Here is a 19017-nt window from a genome sequence, read left to right on the forward strand (position 1 = left end):
AGGACCAAAACTCATGTAATGGAACAGAAAAACAAACTAAAAAAAATAACAAAGAAGGATCTCTATTCCATAAAGGATTTAATGAAAAGTGAATCGCAAAGGGATTTAGGACTGCAAATTCCATTTGATGTGTATTTGCAAGATCCTTATGTGGCTAATGAAGATCCTTTATTTGGTTTTGTAGATAATTTTTATATTCCTTGGGAACCTAACATAAGTGACGGACCAACAAGTGCTAGATTTGCTGTGGTTGACTATAGTAGTGAAACTGGAATTTTAACAGATAAAGCCTTATGGGATGAGGCTCAATTAAAATTTAGGAATAGTGATGGTGTTGTTTTAGATCGCAATACCAAAGATCTTTTTCAGTTTCATCAAGTGAATGTCTGGGCTATATTGCAAAGAGCTTTACGCTATTTTGAGCATGGCGATGGTCTTGGCAGACCTATTCCGTTTGCCTTTGAAGGAAATAAACTCATTGTTGTGCCACATGCTGGTTACGGGAAAAATGCCTTCTATGATAGACAAAGTAAGTCACTACAATTTTACTATTTTGTAGAAAATAATAAGACCGTTTACACCTGTCTCTCTACTGATATTATTAATCATGAATTTGGTCATGCGATTTTAGATGGTATTCGTCCACACTTTATAAATAGTGTGCTTCCTCAGACTGGCGCATTTCATGAGTTTGTAGGTGATATTACAGCGCTACTCATTATTTTTTCTAATAACAATTTTAGAAATAGACTAGGTTATTTAACTGATGGTAATTTGGATGATCCTTTGGGTAGTGCATTTCAGTCTATAGCAGATGAATTTGGTAAAGCCACACACCACCGACCTTACCTAAGATCTGCAAATAATAAAAAAACCATGCACGATGTTAAGGATAGCCTAAGTCCACACTCCATCTCTGAAGTGTTAACAGGAGCCGTCTTTGATATTTTAAAAAAATTAATTGATCAATATAAAGAAAGAGGTCATACAACCGCAAAAGCAATGGCTTATGCCTCTCGTATGATTCGTAGAATTTGCATACAACCTTTAGACCTTCTACCTCCTGTTGATGGTACGTTTAAGGATTATGCTTTGGCTTGCTTAAAAGCATTTCAGATTTCAAACCCAATTGATCCAAACCATTATTACGACATTATAAAATCCGTTTTTAAAGATCGAAAAATACTAACTGCTAAAGATATTAGGGAACATGAACGCAATCCTTATACGCATGAAGAATTGACATTAGAAATTCATCATGATATTGGTCGTATTGCGAGATCTCGTGCTGCTGCCTACGATTTTTTAAATGACAACCGTAAGGCTTTGTTTATACCGAGACATCAAAACCTTATCGTATCTGATCTATATGATAGTAATAAATTTTCGAGGAGTGGACTTAAACTGCCACGACAAATCATTTTAGAATATATCTGGAAAGAAGAACATATATTAAATCACTGGCGTTATGAAGAATTTAATAATGAAAAAATTGAAATTCTATGCGGTGGCACTTTAGTTTTTGATCAAAACGGTACTGTAATATCTTGGTTCAGAAAACCTGGCACTACTTTAGAACATGAAATAGAAAAGCCTAAAAAAAATCAAATCGAAGAGTTTGAAGATGGGAAGCTTAGAAAAAAAGAATTGCTTTCAGCGCTTTCTAAACGGATTCAAAGGGGTGCTATTGGCATGTCACTTGGAGGAGAAATTGGTTTGTTAGAATCTCATATCTCGTCATTACAGGTGACAAGAGCTAATGGCACACTAAAATTTGGAATCGCTCCGCATATAAATCTAGATTGTAAGGATGGAACTAAAAATTATAACACATGGGAAATAAGCTCTTAATTAGAAGTTATAACGTCGGTTGTGGCGACTGTTTTTATGTAAGAATACCAGATGATGATACTGATTTTCATATCCTCATTGATTGTGGTACTAAAGAAAGTGCAAACAGTGGTGTATTAAAAAGTGCAATTGAAGATCTTGAAAAAAACCAATTGCCAGACGATGCAGCAACTGGTAAAAAAAGATTAGACCTCGTCGTTGTTACCCATAGACACGAAGATCATATCAAAGGCTTTGACCCTAAGTATTTTAAGAATATCGCTATAAAAAATATATGGATGACCGTTGCTATGGATGAGACGCATCCGCAAGCACAAAAATCGCTTCAACTTCATAATTTGGCCTATAATTATGTGACTGCAATTAAAAAAGCTAACATAAAATTAAGTCCAGAACTCGAACCTATATTAGATCTGTATAGTATTGGTAATAAAGGAGCCACCAAGGCATTGACCGAAACATTTCCAAATCAAAACGGTATTGATGTAGATTATGTATATGCTGGTTTAACCTCTGACGATTTAAACCTTTCTATTAAGAATACTAAAATTACAGTGCTCGCACCAGAAAAAGATATAGATCACTTTTATTTAGGTAAAGAATTAGATGATAACTTAAGAGGTCTTTCATCTGAAGTTCAAAATTTTGGAACTCATCTTTCAGAAGCTAAAGAAACGCTTCCTACAAATATATCTGCTTCAGAATTTAAGATTCTAAAGTCTAGAATGCTTTCTAACGGTTTAGCATTTACCTTAAACGATACTTCTATACAAAACAATGTAAGTACAGTTTTACTTATAGAATGGAATGGTAAACGCTTACTATTTGTTGGTGATGCAGAATGGGATGATGGTTATAAAAAAGACCGTAAAAATTGTAGCTGGAATGTGATGTGGAAGAAGCGAAAAGAATTTCTTAATAAACCTTTAGACTTTTTAAAAGTAGGACATCACGGAAGCCACAATGCGACGCCTTGGAATAGGCATGAAGACGATACGCATGAGGTCAATAAAATATTCAATAGTATTTTGCCACTGCCTTTGAATGGAGAAACACCAAAAGCGAAATGTTTAGTTTCAACAAAGAGAAATCAATATGACACCATACCTGATGCAAAATTATTATCGGAATTAGGAAAACGTGTGTCTAACACTAAGAACTATGATGATTTCTTTTCTAATAAAATTCCTAACTATGATCCAGAGCGCGACATCTTTAATTATTCTATTGAAAAAGAATATACTTCAGAGCCAACTCCGAGAGAAGTAGGCGAAAAAGATTGGATAGGCCACAAACAACCGTTGCGAACAGATTTTGAATCTAAAGGACGAGGACAAAAAAAGATGTGGCAAGACGTGGAATTTATAGATATTGAATTTGATGCTTGATTGACATTTTCAATAGAAATAAATTACTTGAGTTGCTAGCTCTATTTACCTAAAGATTTAAATAGTCTCTTGGGTTATAGCGTGCAATTAAATCGAACTCTGCTTCCGAAAGTCCAGCGCGCATATCTGCTAGAATGGCCTTATCACTTTTATGATTACGCACCACATAAAAATCTGAGCCGTAAAGCACTTTTTCTTTTAAACCTTCATTACTTAAAGTTTGTTTTAGTAGTGGTAGAATTACTTCATCGTGCAAGATGTAACTGATATCTACATAGACTTTATCGTATTGTAACATAATACTACAAATGATAGTGTACCAATCTACATACTTCCACACCATAGCCATTTTACCTTTGCTTGGTTTGCCTTTCACATTAAAGAAAAAGTCAATGCCTTTTTCGGGCTTTAGAATGAGCTGCGTCGTATAATTATCGCGATCACTTTCTAAAAAACGTTTCCATTCGTCGTCACCACCAAAATGTGCAAAACAAATCTTTAGGTCTTTGAGTCCTGTTCTAAATTGTCCATTAGCATCATAGAAAATGGTTTTTAGTCTTGGATCTTTCTTAATTTCATCTACTAATACTTGCTGCAAAAGGCCATCATCTAACAAACACAAGTAATTTAAGGGATGCGTAAAGTTATTACAGAAATCAATATTCTTTACCTCGTTTAAATGTAGCCTATTCTCATCGTCGTGATCTATATAATCTGCGTTAATATCAAAATCGACGCGCTTGTCTACTTCTACTGTTTTACGCTTGTCTTCATTGACTTTACCTTCGGTAAAAATTGGGTGCTGATCCCATTCGGTTTTCTTTTTGCCTCTATAAAAAATCGTACCTTTTATACAATGGGTCATTATAGGTAAATTGCGTTGTACACAGTATTTCCATAAAGGTAATAACACCGCGTCAAAAGGATAATAACCCAAGGCAGGATATATTTTTATGCCTGCAAATTGATGCTTCTCGAGATAGACTTGCATCATACAGCCTTTTACCAGTGCTACGTCTCCTGTTTTTGGATCTACTGTATAATCGAAATAGCGCTTGTCTTTCATGCGCTCAGGATGTGCAAATACAAAGGGATGGAAACTGTCTTTATCTGTTTTTCGTTTTTTTATTTTTAGGAGGCCTTCCATTTGGCACTTCATAGCAAATTGCATATCACGCTTGCCTGTCTTTTCATCATTAGGAATCTCAATGAATTTCTTTTGCTTTAGATCATAGACCTGTTTTAATTCGCCAGCCTTCATGTACTCCATGTCCATAGGTAAACCTACAAAATGCGTATCTGGTGGATATTGCTTCTTGAGTTTATCGTAAATACCACTTTGCTTTTTGTACTTAGAGAATAAGCCAATTTGCACATAGCGATGAAACAGATCCGAGAAGTGCTTACCTGGCAGCACTTTTAATTGTCGCAATAAAGCAACTGTAACATTGCGAATAGATTTAAAAAAAATAAGGACAATTGCAATAAAAAGCAGCTTGTAATAAATACCAGGAATCGATATTATCCAACCCGAATCTTTTAACCAAACTAAAGATTTAACAATGTAAACTCTGAAATCTGTATATGTGGCATTCACATTAAGAAAGCAAGAACAGATGTAAAAAAGTAGAGTCGTCCCGATATACACTTCAAATAAAAACTTAACAATACCTAGTACTAAAGTGCGCTCAAAAAACAGTTCGCATTTTGCCCAAAACCGTTTCCAACTTTTGTAGGTATCTTTATAAAACCAAGGTTTTACCTTCGTATAATACCATCGGAGCACTTTAATAATACAACTTAAGGATAACGCTCTATAAAAAGGCTCTGGTAAATAGGTTTTTGCTAAAAATGGCGGCACGTAGTCTCCTGTGAATACGTGTGCGTGGGTGTTTATTATTGGTGGTTTTGGCATTGGTGCTATTACTAAAGTATAATTAATTTAAAAGATAAGAAAAGCCCTTGGATTGGCAAGAGCTTCTTAATAGATTTTACAACTAAGATGAAGGGTCAAAACTTTTAATATTTACCTTAAAAACGATTCCGAATGAAATTTGTTTGGCAAAATTAATCGCTTTACTTCTATTTACATTAAAAACGTCATCAGTTTGTATAAACAAACCACCAGCAATAGAACCACTTGTTTTGTTAAATGAATATATGCCTACACCAAGAGACGTGTGAGGTTTTAGAGTTTCTGATCTATCATAAAAATAATGCCTAACATATGGGTTAAGACTCAATAGTGTCTTACTTTTTTTAATTTCTTCTTCTGAGGCATTACTATCATGAAATGGAAACAATCGCACATAATCAAAACTAAGACCGAATCTTAAAAATCTATCAAAAGGACCAGAAAGTGCTTTTAATTCACTTTCGGTTATAATATTTGGTGTTACCGACGTATCTTCCTGTTGAAACTTATAAGTCGTAGGTGTTAAACGATTTATATTAGAGGTCCTGCTCATAGCTACATTGAATCCTAAAAAGTTATACCGTTTTAGTTGACTTGTGTAACCAAGTTCTATTTGATACCCTTGAAAGTTTTGAGTAATAAATCGATCTGAAATAGAGCTACTATCTTTCGCTGTATCGTATTTAAATGAAGAACCTAAAAAACCTCCTTTAAAATAAATTAACCTTCTTTGTAAAGAATACGTTTCACCTTTTGCAACATTAACTTTTTCTAGACTTAACTTATCTTTCTTTAAATAATTTAAATAGTTCTGATAGGCTTTTATTATATCTGTATTAGAAACAGGAGCAACTACACGCATTTTATGCTTATACAAATTAAAACCTACTGTTTCAATAGCTTCATCTAGGATGCCGTTAACAGTACTCCATTTCGAAGCGTTTTTATATTCCTTATAATCTAGCTTAAGACCTAAAGGTTTAATTAATTTACTTTTTAGATTAGTCTCAAAAGTTGCAATTCTATTTTTTAATACATCAAGTGCTTGATAGATAGCATTAGATGTTCCAGATGTGACTTTCGCCTGGTAATTAACAATATCTAATTTTATAGCAACTATTTGAGTTTGCATAAGCGCAAGCGTATTTAAACGATTCGTAAGATTTTGTTCAACCTTTACTGGGTCTACAAAGCCTTTTGACTTAGTAACACCCTCTATCCTATCTTCAATACTTTCAATTTTACTTTTTATTTCTTTTGTTCCTATAAAGAACAAGAGTTCCTGCATTTTGCCTTTTGTTATTGCTTCTTGTGATAAGAGCTTTTTAGCTTCACTTTCTATGGCTTTAATGAAATTCTTCTCTTCAACACTTTCTGTTCTATAATTATATGTGAGTTTAGCATAATCTTCAATATTATGATGATTATAATTTCGCTTTTGCCATCGAAATCCAATTAACCCAGAAATAGCAGAACTGGTAGTTAATTGCTCATCATTGATTAGCAAAGAAATACCATCAGAAGATGTTCCTTTTAAGTCAATGCCATAAACAAGTCCTGTCTTTTTAAAAATTTGTTCTTGTTGTTTCCACGAATTGGCTAGCAATGATAAATATTGCGCCTCTGTCTTGCTTTCAATTAAACACTCTTCTTCAGTTCTATATTCTCTATCGCTTGAATAGTCACTAAGCATACTTTCTCTATAGTAATTTAGTGTAGCAATATTATCTTTTAAGTTTAAATTAAACGTAGATGACGGTTGAATAATTGAACTAAAGCCTTCTTTGTCTTGACCAAATATTTGTCCCTTTACCGTGTTACAGCTTAGAACAAGTAATATAATTAGTGTTAACTTTCTCATCATTACAAGTTTTCTAATTGAACATAAGCACTATCATAATTGCTATCTGTTTTACCATTTAGCTGCTTTCGTTCATTACCATTAGAATCCCATATCCTAGTAACCTTAATTGTCCAGTCTTTTTTATCATCCTTTCTATCTACATGAACAGTAAACCTATCGTCAAAAATTGGAATTCCGCTGTAAGTCCCTTTTGCCGAGTTTTTAGTATTTTTATTAATGGTTACGTCATTTAAATTGTCTGCAGAACTTATTTCGTAATCAAAACTTATTGTTAAATAATCACTTGGAGATGGATATAAGTTATTTGCAAGATTCACTAAATAATCATCAGTATCTTTTAAATTGGCACTACCTGTAAGACCCTTTATATTTAGTCGACTATTTCCATGAGTTGTATTAGAATTTCGAGATTTTACAGCAGCGCTTAATGCAATACCTTTTTCGCGTTCTTTTTGAGCTTTGTCTTTAGCTTCTTCAGCATCTTTCTTCGCTTTTGCTTCATCCTTTTTGGCGTCTTCAGCATTTTTTTCAGCATTTTCTGCTCTTTTTCTGTGAACATCTCGTCCAAAGACATAACCTAAAGCTGCAAAAACTATAGCTTCTATTCCAGTAAATAAGAATAGCATCCTTGTCCAAATAAGATCATCTTTTGTATCAGTTCTCCATAATAAGTAACCAATGAAAATGAGATATACTATGAAAATAAATATAGCAAATTTAAATTTTTGAGAACCTAAAGGGTCCGTAATTATAGTCTTGGGTTGGTTTTCTTCTTGATTGGTTTTCATAATCCTGTTGGTTTTTAATTAATAGTTAAAATTAATAGCAATCAATATGCTAAACCATACCCAAAAATGGGTATATTTTCCATATTGTTCAATCAAAAACGAATTATGCAAATTCGTACTGATTAGTATTCAGTACTTAGGGAATTGAGAATAAGATAGTATTTTTCTAAATACATTATTTGAAAATTAGATAAAATGTCAAAATTTTCTTTAAAGTGTGTTATTAATTTAAATTCAAGACATTGATTGGAGATTTTGTTATGATGGTAAGTAGTTGTTCTAAATCAGTTGTAATCTTAGCCAATTTCTTAATCAACAACGTTTATTTTACTCGTTTTTAGCTTGTTTATTTTCTATTCTTTTTTCTTAAAAACTTAAAAATTATCAATCTCAATTATTACTTATTTTAATTCTACTTTCATCAAAACTTTTAAACTTACTGGAGCGAGCTTATGTCCAAACATTTTTAAAACCTGATTTACTTTATCTAAGTTTAAATTAGTTTTGTTTTGCTCTATCTTTCTGATTACAGTTAAAGCTATACCTGATCTCTCTGCGAATTCTTCTTGTGTTAAATCAACTTCTTTTCTGCGCTGCTTAACAAACTCCGATAATTCTTTCATTATATATGATTAAGTCCAACTATTTAAATATACTAAATTATACGCAAATACATATAATATTAATCAAAACCTCTATTTTATATGTAATTAGATATAATCAAAGTGTAAGAAGTCGATTTTGACAAAACATAGTACTGATAAATAAATTAGAATATCTTATCATTCAATAAAGTTATGATAAGAAAATTGAATTTTCTTATCATATTAAATTATCTTTGTAAAGAAAATTAATATTTCTATACATAATGGATTCAGAAAATTTAAAAAAACTTCCGCTTAAACATGATGTGGAAAGCAGAAAAGTACTGAAAAAATTAGCTTCAACACACCGAGCATTAGCAGAGTTAAAAGGCATTGTCTCTAGCATCCCAGATGAAAACATTTTAATTAACACATTAGGGCTTCAAGAGGCGAAAGACAGTTCTGCAATCGAAAACATAATAACAACTCATGATGATATTTTTAAAGCAGAATTAAACCTTGAAGGTTTTAAATCATTAAATGCTAAGGAAGTCCAAAACTATATCTCGGCATTAAAAAAAGGGTTTAGTTTTATTAAAAAAAATAAAATATTAACAAACAATGATATTATAGCAATTCAATCTGAATTAGAAAAAAACAATGCTGGTTTTAGAAAAGTTCCTGGTACTGCTTTGAAAAATGCAACAACAGGAGAAATTGTATATACACCTCCGCAGGACTATAGCACAATTCTAGATTTAATGACAAATCTTGAAAAATACATAAATGATCCTGCAATCTCTGATTTTGATAGTTTAACTAAAATGGCAATCATTCACTATCAATTTGAAAGCATTCATCCTTTTTATGATGGTAATGGAAGAACAGGACGTATCATAAATGTCTTGTATTTAGTAATGAATGATTTACTTAATTTACCAGTACTTTATTTGAGCCGATATATTATTGAAAACAAAGTAGATTACTATAAACTTTTGCAAGAGGTTAGAGAAACTGATAATTGGGAAAATTGGATTCTGTATATGTTAGATAGTGTAGAACAAATTTCAAAAGAAACAATTGTGTTAATAGGTGAAATTCGAGATTTAATTTATGAATATAAAAACTTATTGAGAAGTAATTACAAATTTTACAGTCAAGATTTACTAAATAATTTATTTAAGCATCCGTACACAAAGATTGAGTTTGTGGAAAATGATTTAGGGGTCTCTAGAATAACCGCCTCTAAATATTTGAATTTATTAGCTAAAGACAAAATACTTAGAAAAGAAAAATTAGGGACAGGAAATTATTACGTCAATGAGAAATTGATTAAAATTTTAACTCTAAAATAAAGATACTTTTGCTCATTATTTTTGAATGTTGAGTGACACTGAACAAATAAAATTACTGGAGCAGTCTTTGATTTTTATAAAAACCAATTCGCAATTCGTGAATTGCGAATCAAAAAAATAAATTTGTTTCATTTTAATATAATTTGACATACAAACTAAAACCCAAACGTTAAAGTTTGTTAAATCGAGACCAATTCGGTGACCTCTAAAAACAACCCCTTTTGAAAGTCTTATAAACACTAGAAACTTGAAATTATGGTCGTTGTCTCCGACTCCACTTAAAAAATTGCAACGTTTCTGCTGTATTTAAAATAAAAAGCTCAATCATGTAAAACGTGATTGAGCTTTTTTATTTCTAAATGATTAGTCTAAACTCTTAAAAGCGGAACCCAGCTGTAAATATAATACGACTGTCCTCAACGCTTTGATAGTAACCTATATTAGCGGTAAATGCCTGAAAACCGTTTATAAAGATCGATCCGCCATAGCTATTATGCCATTTCTTAGAATTTTCATTCTCATTCCACACGCGACCTACATCAAATCCCCCTGTAACTCCAAGTCTAAGTGGGATAAACCCCGTACGTACCTGTAAAAAACATACTCTAAGATCTGTAGTCTGAAAAAATGATGTTTTACCTAAAAAACGATCATTTCTAAACCCTCGCAAACTCGTGTTTCCTCCAACTGTAGCAGCATGATAAAATTCATATGAACCACCAAGAATGAAATTTGCCTGAGCTTTTGTAGCGAGTGTCGCCAATCCACTTTTATGGATAGGGTAAATAAACGATGCTGTTGGTTTAAGATAAGTGAATTTGTTATCAAAGTCAGAATCAATGGTTTGTTTGTAACCAGCAACCAAACCCAAATCCATGCCTCTTCGCGGATAAGCTAACAAACCTTCTTTATTACTGAAATTAAGCCCAACCTCTGCACCTGCATAAATTTGATTCTCAAAAACATCGTTATTTGAGTCAAAAAACACATCAGCAAAGTCATCTTCAGAATCTTCAACTTTATGCGATTCTATGCGTGCTGCAATATGAGCACTTACATTACCACTTGTTTTATAAATTAAAGAGGGCTCAAAATGCCATTGACTGATTTTTGTACGATTAAAGTCCTTATCAACTTCATCTGCATCATACATAGTCTCATTTCCTATTCCGAAGAAATTAATGGCATAATTTGCACTGGTAATACGAGCTTCTAAACCTAAATTCCAATTATGGAATACATGGGCAAACTCGCCATTATAAGAAAATTCAAAACCTTGAGTGGCGGAATAATAAGAAGCGTTAATTGTGTGTTGTGTCGTAAATGGATTTCGCAATAAAGCGTAAGTTGTAAACGTATTTGTTAATCCTATATTTAAGCCTGCGTCTGGATCAAATCCTATGGTTGGCAACAACACATTATTAGAGTATTTACGTTTCTGAGGATCGTAATTATTAATATCATAAGAATCTGAGAGCATTTTACTTACGGATGTATTGAATGTATTCTTCTTTGATTTGTAATCATAGACTTTAACATCTCTATTATTTTTTATGTTATAAATATCATTTTCTTCACCACCAAAAATTTTGATTTTGATGTAATTGCTCCCTTCTCCAGAGACTGTAATTGTATCATCTCCATCTAACCCATATATCCATATTTCTTTAGTCTCCTCTTTTGAATACGTATTTTTAAAAATGGTTTTGTCCTTTTGGGAAATAGTAATATTTGTTTTTCCGTTTGGTTGCCTTAAAATTTCAACATTATTATCCTTGTTTGTAGCCACAATTATTTCGTGCTCCTTAAAATAATCGTAATAGTCTCGTGCGATCGAAACCATATTTTCACGTCTTTGCTTTAAGATTGACTTTATATTATCCATACTTTCACCCTTGGTGTCTTCTAAAAGATTTGCAAAAGCATTGTCTATGACATCATCAGTAAGTTCATTTTTAATAGTTTCAGCTTGTTTTTTCCAGTCCTCCCAGCCTGCTCTATTGATAAGGTTTTTATCTAAATAGTAAACAGCATTGTTGAATGTTTTTACGTTGTGCATATCTGGTGCATAGGTCTGCATGTTTCGAGCAAGTGGTGAAACCGTTTTGAGTATTGCAGGAAAAACACCATCGTACTTTGGAAATGCCTGATCACGATCTCGCGGAATTGGCTTGTAAAGTTTTGTTCCATCATTCTGTTCATGCAAAGCCCAACGCCATTGATCTTCATGTCTGTCCCAATCGCCAATAAGCATATCGAATAATCGGGCACGCAGATAACTTTCCTCATCAATTTTGGCATCTTTATCATTTTGCAGTTCATGCAATACATCTTTAGTACCAATAATATCATCTGCATTACCAAATATGTTGAAATCCTTATTTTCACTTCCAACGTGCTCTTCAAACATGTAAAGCTTATCTCCATAATTCTCGTTAAATCTACCTAACCGTTCCTGCTTTGGTACATAAACGATTTTCGGATTGGCGTGAGATATATCTAGAGCATCCAAAAGTTCATTTATAGCAAATTGTGCATAAGGTTGTGCTGTGGTATAGTAATCCTGAACAATATCTTCAGCTATAGTATTATCCATATAATCTATGACATAATGATCCTTTATTTTAGATTGAATAAATCGTACACCACTTTTACGGAGTTCTCTTATGGTAAACTCATTCTCATTATCATCAATTAAGCGTAAACTTCTGGATTGGTTTCCACCACCTTCTGTAATTGCCCTAACATTATGCGGCAAGTTTTCCAAGAAAAGAACTGGAGCTTGTATTTTTTTTCCATAAACCGCTCTGTAATGCTCGCCCCAAAACCATTTATAAAATCCTGATTTATTAACCTCTTCCTCTGTGTAAATGGCATCCTTATGCGTTTCTCCAAACTCTTGATTTGTATGATATTCGAAATCTTCTAATGTTCCCTTTTTTAATCTAATATTTGATGAGAATACTTTGGTTGCTTGATTTCCTTCTACTGTGTAAATTTCAACTTCTGAGCTTCCGTCATTGAAAACATTGAGTTTTGCGTAACCTTGTTGGTCTGTACCAAAATAGCCTTTCTTTTTGTTAGGTTTCGTTTTTGTAGTGTTTCCAACTGCTCCACTTATAATTTGTGGAATGCCATTATCCATTAAAAACTGTAAGTTCTTATCTCCACCAGAAACAAATATGACATCGTTAAACTGGTTTGCTAAAGTTTCCAGTCTACCCACTAAATATTGCATATCTTTATGGTAATAGGCTTGTTTGGAAAGTCCTCCCATACGGCCAATTAATCCTTGTCGTGTAGCCGTTAATACAGGATGGTGCAAAGCCACGATCACAGTCTTGTTTTGTTCGTCTTTAAGTTCATCTTTAAACGCAAGGAAAAACTGTTCTCTCGTTTTTATTTCACAGTCATTGTTAAGATAGGGGTGCTTGTCCCAATCTTCAAGATACCATTGCGTATCTACCATGACCAATTCAACTTCATCACTCAAGGTTTCGCGTTCTATTGGGCAGCCATCGTTTGGCCAAAATTTTGCTTGACTATGGTCTTGTAGAAAAGATTCCAGGTCGTCCAAATTTTTATGACCACCTTTATTCCATTCATTCTTTCCTGGAATAAAAATAACTTGCCCATTAAAATCCGTAAGCGGTTCTAATAATTGAGACCTAAGAAACGCTTCCTCCCTCTTTCTGTTTTCTGAATCTTTTGGGTAACCATTAAGCCTAGTACTATTGCCTAATGCAATAAATACTGCGTTAGTATCTTCTTTAGAAGCATTAACTATTGCCTTCAGTATATTATTAGAATTTGTATTCCGTTCCAACCCTATATTAGATGTCATGTATATACTTTTTGAAATCTCTTTAGAAGTCTCTTGAGCATATACCTGTGAAGGGACATCTAAACATAGAAGTATCACTAGCCCTAATTGGAAAATCAATGCGTGTTTTAAAAATATACTAGTTTTCATATAAAAAGTCTTGTTTCGCCAAAAATCTTAAATTAATAGTTAGAAACATTGCTTTAATAGAAATAATATTGATTCATACCATGGTAATTACAGTTTTAAAGTCTTAGTGCTTCGCAAACAACGGTGTTAAATTGTGTCTGAGCGTTATAATTGAAAATAATATTCAAATATGAGGTCGACTGGATTTTAAACGCGAAATTAATTTGATGGCAAGCACGTCCGTATAATGGCACTGAAACACTTAAAAGGCTAGACAAACTTTTAAACGGCGAGAATAACTATGCTTTAGCTGCATAATCTGAATTTATAGTAAGATTAGCCTAAGTACACAAGGTGTACAAGCTTTATGTCTCCGGAAAGCCTTGGTTAACGGCATTCTCCCGATAGCTATCGGGATTAGAGGTATCGTAAAAGTTGGCTAAGATTAGGTAGTGCTTTGTTGCATTTTCGAGATTAAGAAGCTAAGTTGTAAGTGATTGTCTTTAACCAGCTTTTAGTCGAAAAAACAAGAAAAAAAATAAACGTGTAGAAAGCTCTTTGATTAGTTGTATGGAAGAGAGTTCTATTCCCTCCGATTCCACTTTATAAACCCGTATTTCATTAATTAAAAATGATTTACGGGTTTACTATTTTATTTCACATCAAATAATGGCTTAAAATTTGACTTCTACATATTGGCTATTAGTTTAGTGGTCTATTTTGAAAAAACTACTCATTCACCTATTAAAACATATTACCTCTGTAATATTCCAAAACCTTAACTCGCAACAGATACTCATACTTTGCAGTGGCTAAGTTTGTTTTAGCGTTATCTAAATTATTTTTGCTAGTTATATATGCTAAGAAATTTGAAATCCCACTGTTGAATTTAAGACTGTTAATGCGAAAGGATTCTCCAAAAGCCTCAACTTGATTTAATAAACTTTGATGTCTTAAATAAGCGGCTTCCATATCGAAATGAACTTGTCTAATGGCATTTTTTATATCTTGTTGTGTACGCTCTAGCTCTAGAATTGATTCCTCTACCTTTATTTTTTCCAAGGCGACATTATTTTTTGCTCTAAACCCATTGAACAACGGCACATTTACCGCCAAACCAACAACCGTATTTAAATTATTATCAAATTGATCGCGATAGCCTATCTTCTGTGCTATAAAGTCTGTTTGATTTCTAAAAACGGGTGAATTTTGACTATTTATCGTTACAAAATCTCCTGTCTCTATAATGCTGGAACCATTTTCTGTAAAGGTTTCCGCAATGCTAGAATAGTTTGTATTTAACTGTCCAAAAAACGAAACTTCTGGAGTAAATTGTGCTTTAGCCACATTAATTGCTTTTTTTGCCGCTTTCACTCTTAATTCCTTGGCTTTAAACGTGGCTAAATGTTGCAAGGCATCATTAAACACTCCTTCTGCTGAGAAAGGATATTGCTCATAGTCGAGAAGTAGATCTGTTGTATTAATTAACAGATTATCTTTTAGATTGAGCAAGGTCATTAAGGTTAACTTGGCATTATTTAATGCGCTTTCAGAAATTAGAATATTAGTTTTATCAATTGCATTCTGTCCTTTAATATCAGCATAATTAGAAGGATCAGCAGCTCCTTCTTCACGTAGGTCTTCTTGTCTTTCTAGTTGGGTGTTTGTAGTTTCTAAGCGCTGTTTGGTTAATTGCAAAACGTCCCTTCTATTTAGTACATCGAGATATGCAAGCGTAACATTCAATATTAAATTTTGTTTGGCCTCTTCAACTTCCATTTCTGAAGCCAACTTGTTAAACTTCTCTTGTTTTACTGCATTAATTAACCTGAAGCCATTAAAAATTGGAGTATCCAAATTTAATCTGGCGTTTGAAAAAGTCAATTCTTGATTTATAAAATCATTGGTAAACGGATCAATACTACGCCCATCGTTAACGCCAATATTATAGTTCCCATTCAATTTTGGTAATATATTTCCTTTAGCTTGTTTTAAATTAACCTCAGCTGAGTTCGCTAATAGTTGGGTAGATTTTAAGTTTAAATTATTATCTAAGGCTATAGCAATACATTCGTTTAAGGTGTAGTTTCTTTCTTGTTCCGATTGTGAAAATCCGGCACAATGAATGGCTAGTGTAATTATGAATAAGATTAATTTTAAGGTCATCTTTAATTTAATTTTATTCAGAGACAATTCTGCCATCTAAAAGATTAATAATTCGTGAACCATAAGCAGCATTGCTTTCAGAATGTGTGGCTTGAATAATGGTTACTCCTTCTTTATTTAATTGAGAAAAGAGCTCCATGATTTCCGTGCCTTGCTTCGAGTTTAAATTTCCAGTAGGTTCGTCGGCCAATATGAGTTTTGGTTTCGAAATTAAAGCTCTAGCGATGCCCACTAACTGTTGTTGTCCACCACTTAATTGAGCAGGAAATAAATCTTTTTTACCAACAATATTAAAACGATCTAGCATGTCTGCAACCATAGCCTTACGCTCTGAAGATTTCACATTTTTATAGAGTAAAGGTGTTTCAATGTTTTCTTGTACTGTTAGTTCATCAATAAGATGATAGGCTTGAAAGACAAACCCAATGTATTCCTTATAGAGTTTAGATTTATCTTTTTCTCTCATGCTATGGACGGGCTCCTCTAAAAACACGTAGCCTCCATCAGTAAAATTATCTAACATACCTATACAATTTAGTAAAGTAGATTTACCAGATCCTGACGGCCCCATTAAGGATATAAACTCCCCCTCTTCTACCTTGAGGTCGATACTATCTAATAGTTTCACCCTTTTACCTCCTGATTTTATTTCACGTGACGCTTGACTGAGTCTTAAAAGCATAATTTTATTTTTTATTCGGTTTTTAAACTATCTACTGGATTTGCAATGGCAGCTCTAATGGCTTGAAAGCTCAAGGTTAATAGTGCAATTATTAATGCAACAAATCCCGTTACAGCAAAAATCCACCAATTAAGCTCTATTCTATAGGCAAAATCCTGTAACCACTTGTTCATAAACCACCAGGCAATAGGTGTGGCTATCACGAAAGCGAGCATGACCAGTTTCACAAAATCGGTAGAGAGCATTCTAACTATATTGGTAACTGAAGCGCCTAAAACTTTTCTTATGCCAATTTCTTTGGTACGTTGCTCGGCGATGTATGTAGCCAATCCAAATAATCCAAGACATGCAATGACAATAGCTAACAAGGCAAAGGCAAGCGCTACGGTGCCTACACGTCTTTCTTGACGATACATATCATCAAAAGCTTCATCTAAAAATTCGTATTTAAACGGCATACCAGGAGCAGCAGCTTTGTATTTGTTTTTAATGGTCGCTAGTAAACCACTAATATCGTTCGTTTGAAATCTATAGGCTGTCTCCCAACTGTTATTACCTAATTTAAAACTTAAGGCACCAACATTTTTACGAAGCGATGCATAATTGAAATTTTTAACGACCCCAATAATGGTATGCACGATGGGATTGTTATTCTGATCTGTCGAGTATATTTTTTTTCCAATTGGTTCTTTTAAGCCAGAAAGTTTTACGGCAGTTTCATTTAAAATTATAGCTGTAGAATCTGAGCCGAATTCACGAGAGAAATTTCTACCTTCTTTCATTTCCATGCCTATGGTTTCAAGGTAATTGTAATCTATTCTCCAATATTGCATGTTAAACCCATTTGCTTCTGTCATGACGGTTTCTGTAGAAAATGTTGTGTCATTTCTAGATGAACTTGCTACAGGTAAATATCCAGCAAATGAAGCTGATTTTACTTCGGTTAATTGATCAATGTCGTTTTTTAAAGTTTGTCTGGTTTCACCTGGTATACCAGAATTGCTAACCACTAAAACCTGTTCTTTGTTAAAGCCTAAATTAGAATTTTGAATATGATTGAGCTGCTTGTAAATAACAATGGTACCAACAATTAATATGATGGATGTGGCAAATTGAAACACCACCAAAACATTTCTTAAGGTGTTCTTCTTGTGTCCAGTTGACATCTTCCCTTTAAGCACCGTAATTGGTCGAAATGAAGACAAAAAGAATGCTGGGTAGATGCCCGCTAAGGTTCCAACAACAAAAGGTAATAGCACGATGAAGATAAGAAACCTCGGATTTAATAAAGAGCTAATAAGCATCTCTTTCCCAGAAATAGTATTAAACCACCCTAGAGATAACCAAACAAATAATAAACTTATAAACAAAGCCAGTATGGCAATTAATATGGACTCTGTCAGAAATTGCCATATGAGCGACTTTTTTTCTGTACCTAATACCTTACGAATACCAACTTCTTTTGCTCTTCCCGATGATCTGGCTGTGGTAAGATTCATGAAATTGATACAGGCGATTAATAAAATAAATAATGCGGCTGCCGAAAAAATAATAACATATTGAATGTTACCATTAGCTCCCAATTCCATGCCCCTTGAAGAATGTAAATGAATATCTGTAAATGGGAATAAACTATACTCTAATTTATTGCCACTCTCCTCAAATTCTTCCATGCTCTTAATTTGCATGAATTGTGCTGCTTGAGGAAGCAAATATTTATCAATAACTTTCACAAAATTCTTATTGAAGGCCTTGTAATCTGCACCTTCTTTTAAGAGGACATAGGTATGAAAATTGTGGCTTAAGAAATTTCCAAACGTATAATCTACGTTAGCCATAGAAAAGAAGAAATCAAAATTAAATTGTGAATTTTGGGGCATATCTTCAATAACGGCTGTGACCTTATAAAGTGTTTTGTCGTTATCATCAGTCTCTAGCATTTCACCCATAGCGAGCTCTGCACTTCCAAAATAACGTTTAGCAGCAGTTTCCGAAATAACTACTGTGTTTGGTTCGTTGAGTGCTGTACTGGTATCACCAATAATGGCAGGAAGCGTAAAGACATTAAATAAGGTCGAATCGGCATGGGCTACAGCTGATTCATTTATGTATTCGTTTCCTTTTTTTATTAATTTGGAGCCTTGTGAAGCGTAAAAACGAACATATTCTTCAACTTCTGGATAGTCATTTTTAAGCGTTTCTCCCATCGGGTCTGAACTCACAGCCATACTCATTTCGGTACCTCCAAAAATGATATCAGAATCAATTCGGTAGATGCGATCGGCATTTTCATGGTAACGATCGTAACTTAACTCATCGATTACAAACATGGAAATCATGATAAAGCACCCAATACCTAGTGATAAACCGATAATATTAATGGCAGTAAAGCCTTTGTTCTTTAAAAGGTTTCGCCATGCTATTTTAAAATAATTCCGGATCATAATATTCGTTTTTTGATTGTTCGTTTTT

Annotated in this window: 11 protein-coding genes and 1 other RNA gene; 4 read left to right on the forward strand and 8 right to left on the reverse strand. The window is 33.4% G+C overall.

The window, feature by feature from the left end; genetic code table 11:
* Nucleotides 1–18: 18 nt before the first annotated feature.
* The gene (locus FAF07_RS03595; RefSeq protein ID WP_142783821.1) at nucleotides 19–1851 is read left to right on the forward strand and encodes a gluzincin family metallopeptidase; all 1833 of its coding nucleotides are present in this window, start codon (nucleotides 19–21) and stop codon (nucleotides 1849–1851) included.
* Entirely contained in the window at nucleotides 1833–3239 is a 1407-nt protein-coding gene (locus FAF07_RS03600; protein ID WP_142783822.1) for an MBL fold metallo-hydrolase, read from the forward strand. The genes FAF07_RS03595 and FAF07_RS03600 overlap by 19 nt, the downstream gene beginning before the upstream one ends.
* Before the next feature lie 49 nt (nucleotides 3240–3288).
* Here FAF07_RS03600 and FAF07_RS03605 read toward each other — a convergent pair whose 3' ends face one another.
* The 4 genes from FAF07_RS03605 to FAF07_RS03620 form a co-directional block, all read right to left on the reverse strand.
* The gene (locus FAF07_RS03605; protein WP_142783823.1) at nucleotides 3289–5154 is read right to left on the reverse strand and encodes an amidohydrolase family protein; all 1866 of its coding nucleotides are present in this window, start codon (nucleotides 5152–5154) and stop codon (nucleotides 3289–3291) included.
* Between the two features lie 82 nt (nucleotides 5155–5236).
* Nucleotides 5237–7018 (reverse strand): hypothetical protein, encoded by a 1782-nt coding sequence (locus FAF07_RS03610; RefSeq protein ID WP_142783824.1) that lies wholly within the window; start codon nucleotides 7016–7018, stop codon nucleotides 5237–5239.
* Nucleotides 7018–7806: a hypothetical protein gene (locus FAF07_RS03615; protein WP_142783825.1), complete on the reverse strand. Its 789-nt coding sequence runs from the start codon at nucleotides 7804–7806 to the stop codon at nucleotides 7018–7020. The genes FAF07_RS03610 and FAF07_RS03615 overlap by 1 nt, the downstream gene beginning before the upstream one ends.
* A gap of 401 nt (nucleotides 7807–8207) precedes the next feature.
* Nucleotides 8208–8429, reverse strand: coding sequence for a helix-turn-helix domain-containing protein (locus tag FAF07_RS03620; protein ID WP_142783826.1), 222 nt, complete (start codon nucleotides 8427–8429; stop codon nucleotides 8208–8210).
* Between the two features lie 245 nt (nucleotides 8430–8674).
* Between FAF07_RS03620 and FAF07_RS03625 the strand changes: the two genes are divergently transcribed.
* The gene (locus FAF07_RS03625) at nucleotides 8675–9745 is read left to right on the forward strand and encodes a Fic family protein (RefSeq protein ID WP_142783827.1); all 1071 of its coding nucleotides are present in this window, start codon (nucleotides 8675–8677) and stop codon (nucleotides 9743–9745) included.
* A 376-nt stretch (nucleotides 9746–10121) separates the two neighbouring features.
* On the opposite strand, the gene FAF07_RS03630 is transcribed toward FAF07_RS03625, so the two are convergent.
* Entirely contained in the window at nucleotides 10122–13718 is a 3597-nt protein-coding gene (locus FAF07_RS03630) for a metallophosphatase (protein ID WP_142783828.1), read from the reverse strand.
* 171 nt (nucleotides 13719–13889) lie between these two features.
* Between FAF07_RS03630 and ssrA the strand changes: the two genes are divergently transcribed.
* Nucleotides 13890–14301, forward strand: a transfer-messenger RNA (tmRNA) gene (gene ssrA / locus FAF07_RS03635).
* Nucleotides 14302–14441: 140 nt separating this feature from the next.
* Here the strand turns inward: ssrA and FAF07_RS03640 are convergent.
* The 3 genes from FAF07_RS03640 to FAF07_RS03650 are packed head-to-tail and all read right to left on the reverse strand — an operon-like array spanning nucleotide 14442 to nucleotide 18989.
* A complete protein-coding gene (locus FAF07_RS03640) occupies nucleotides 14442–15863 on the reverse strand; it encodes a TolC family protein (protein ID WP_142783829.1) in 1422 nt (473 codons plus the stop codon).
* Nucleotides 15864–15876: 13 nt separating this feature from the next.
* Complete coding sequence (locus FAF07_RS03645) at nucleotides 15877–16545, reverse strand: ABC transporter ATP-binding protein (RefSeq protein WP_142783830.1); 669 nt, start codon at nucleotides 16543–16545, stop codon at nucleotides 15877–15879.
* Nucleotides 16546–16556: 11 nt separating this feature from the next.
* Complete coding sequence (locus tag FAF07_RS03650) at nucleotides 16557–18989, reverse strand: ABC transporter permease (RefSeq protein ID WP_142783831.1); 2433 nt, start codon at nucleotides 18987–18989, stop codon at nucleotides 16557–16559.
* Between the last annotated feature and the right edge of the window lie 28 nt (nucleotides 18990–19017).

The organism is Changchengzhania lutea (assembly GCF_006974145.1).
Classification (GTDB): domain Bacteria; phylum Bacteroidota; class Bacteroidia; order Flavobacteriales; family Flavobacteriaceae; genus Changchengzhania; species Changchengzhania lutea.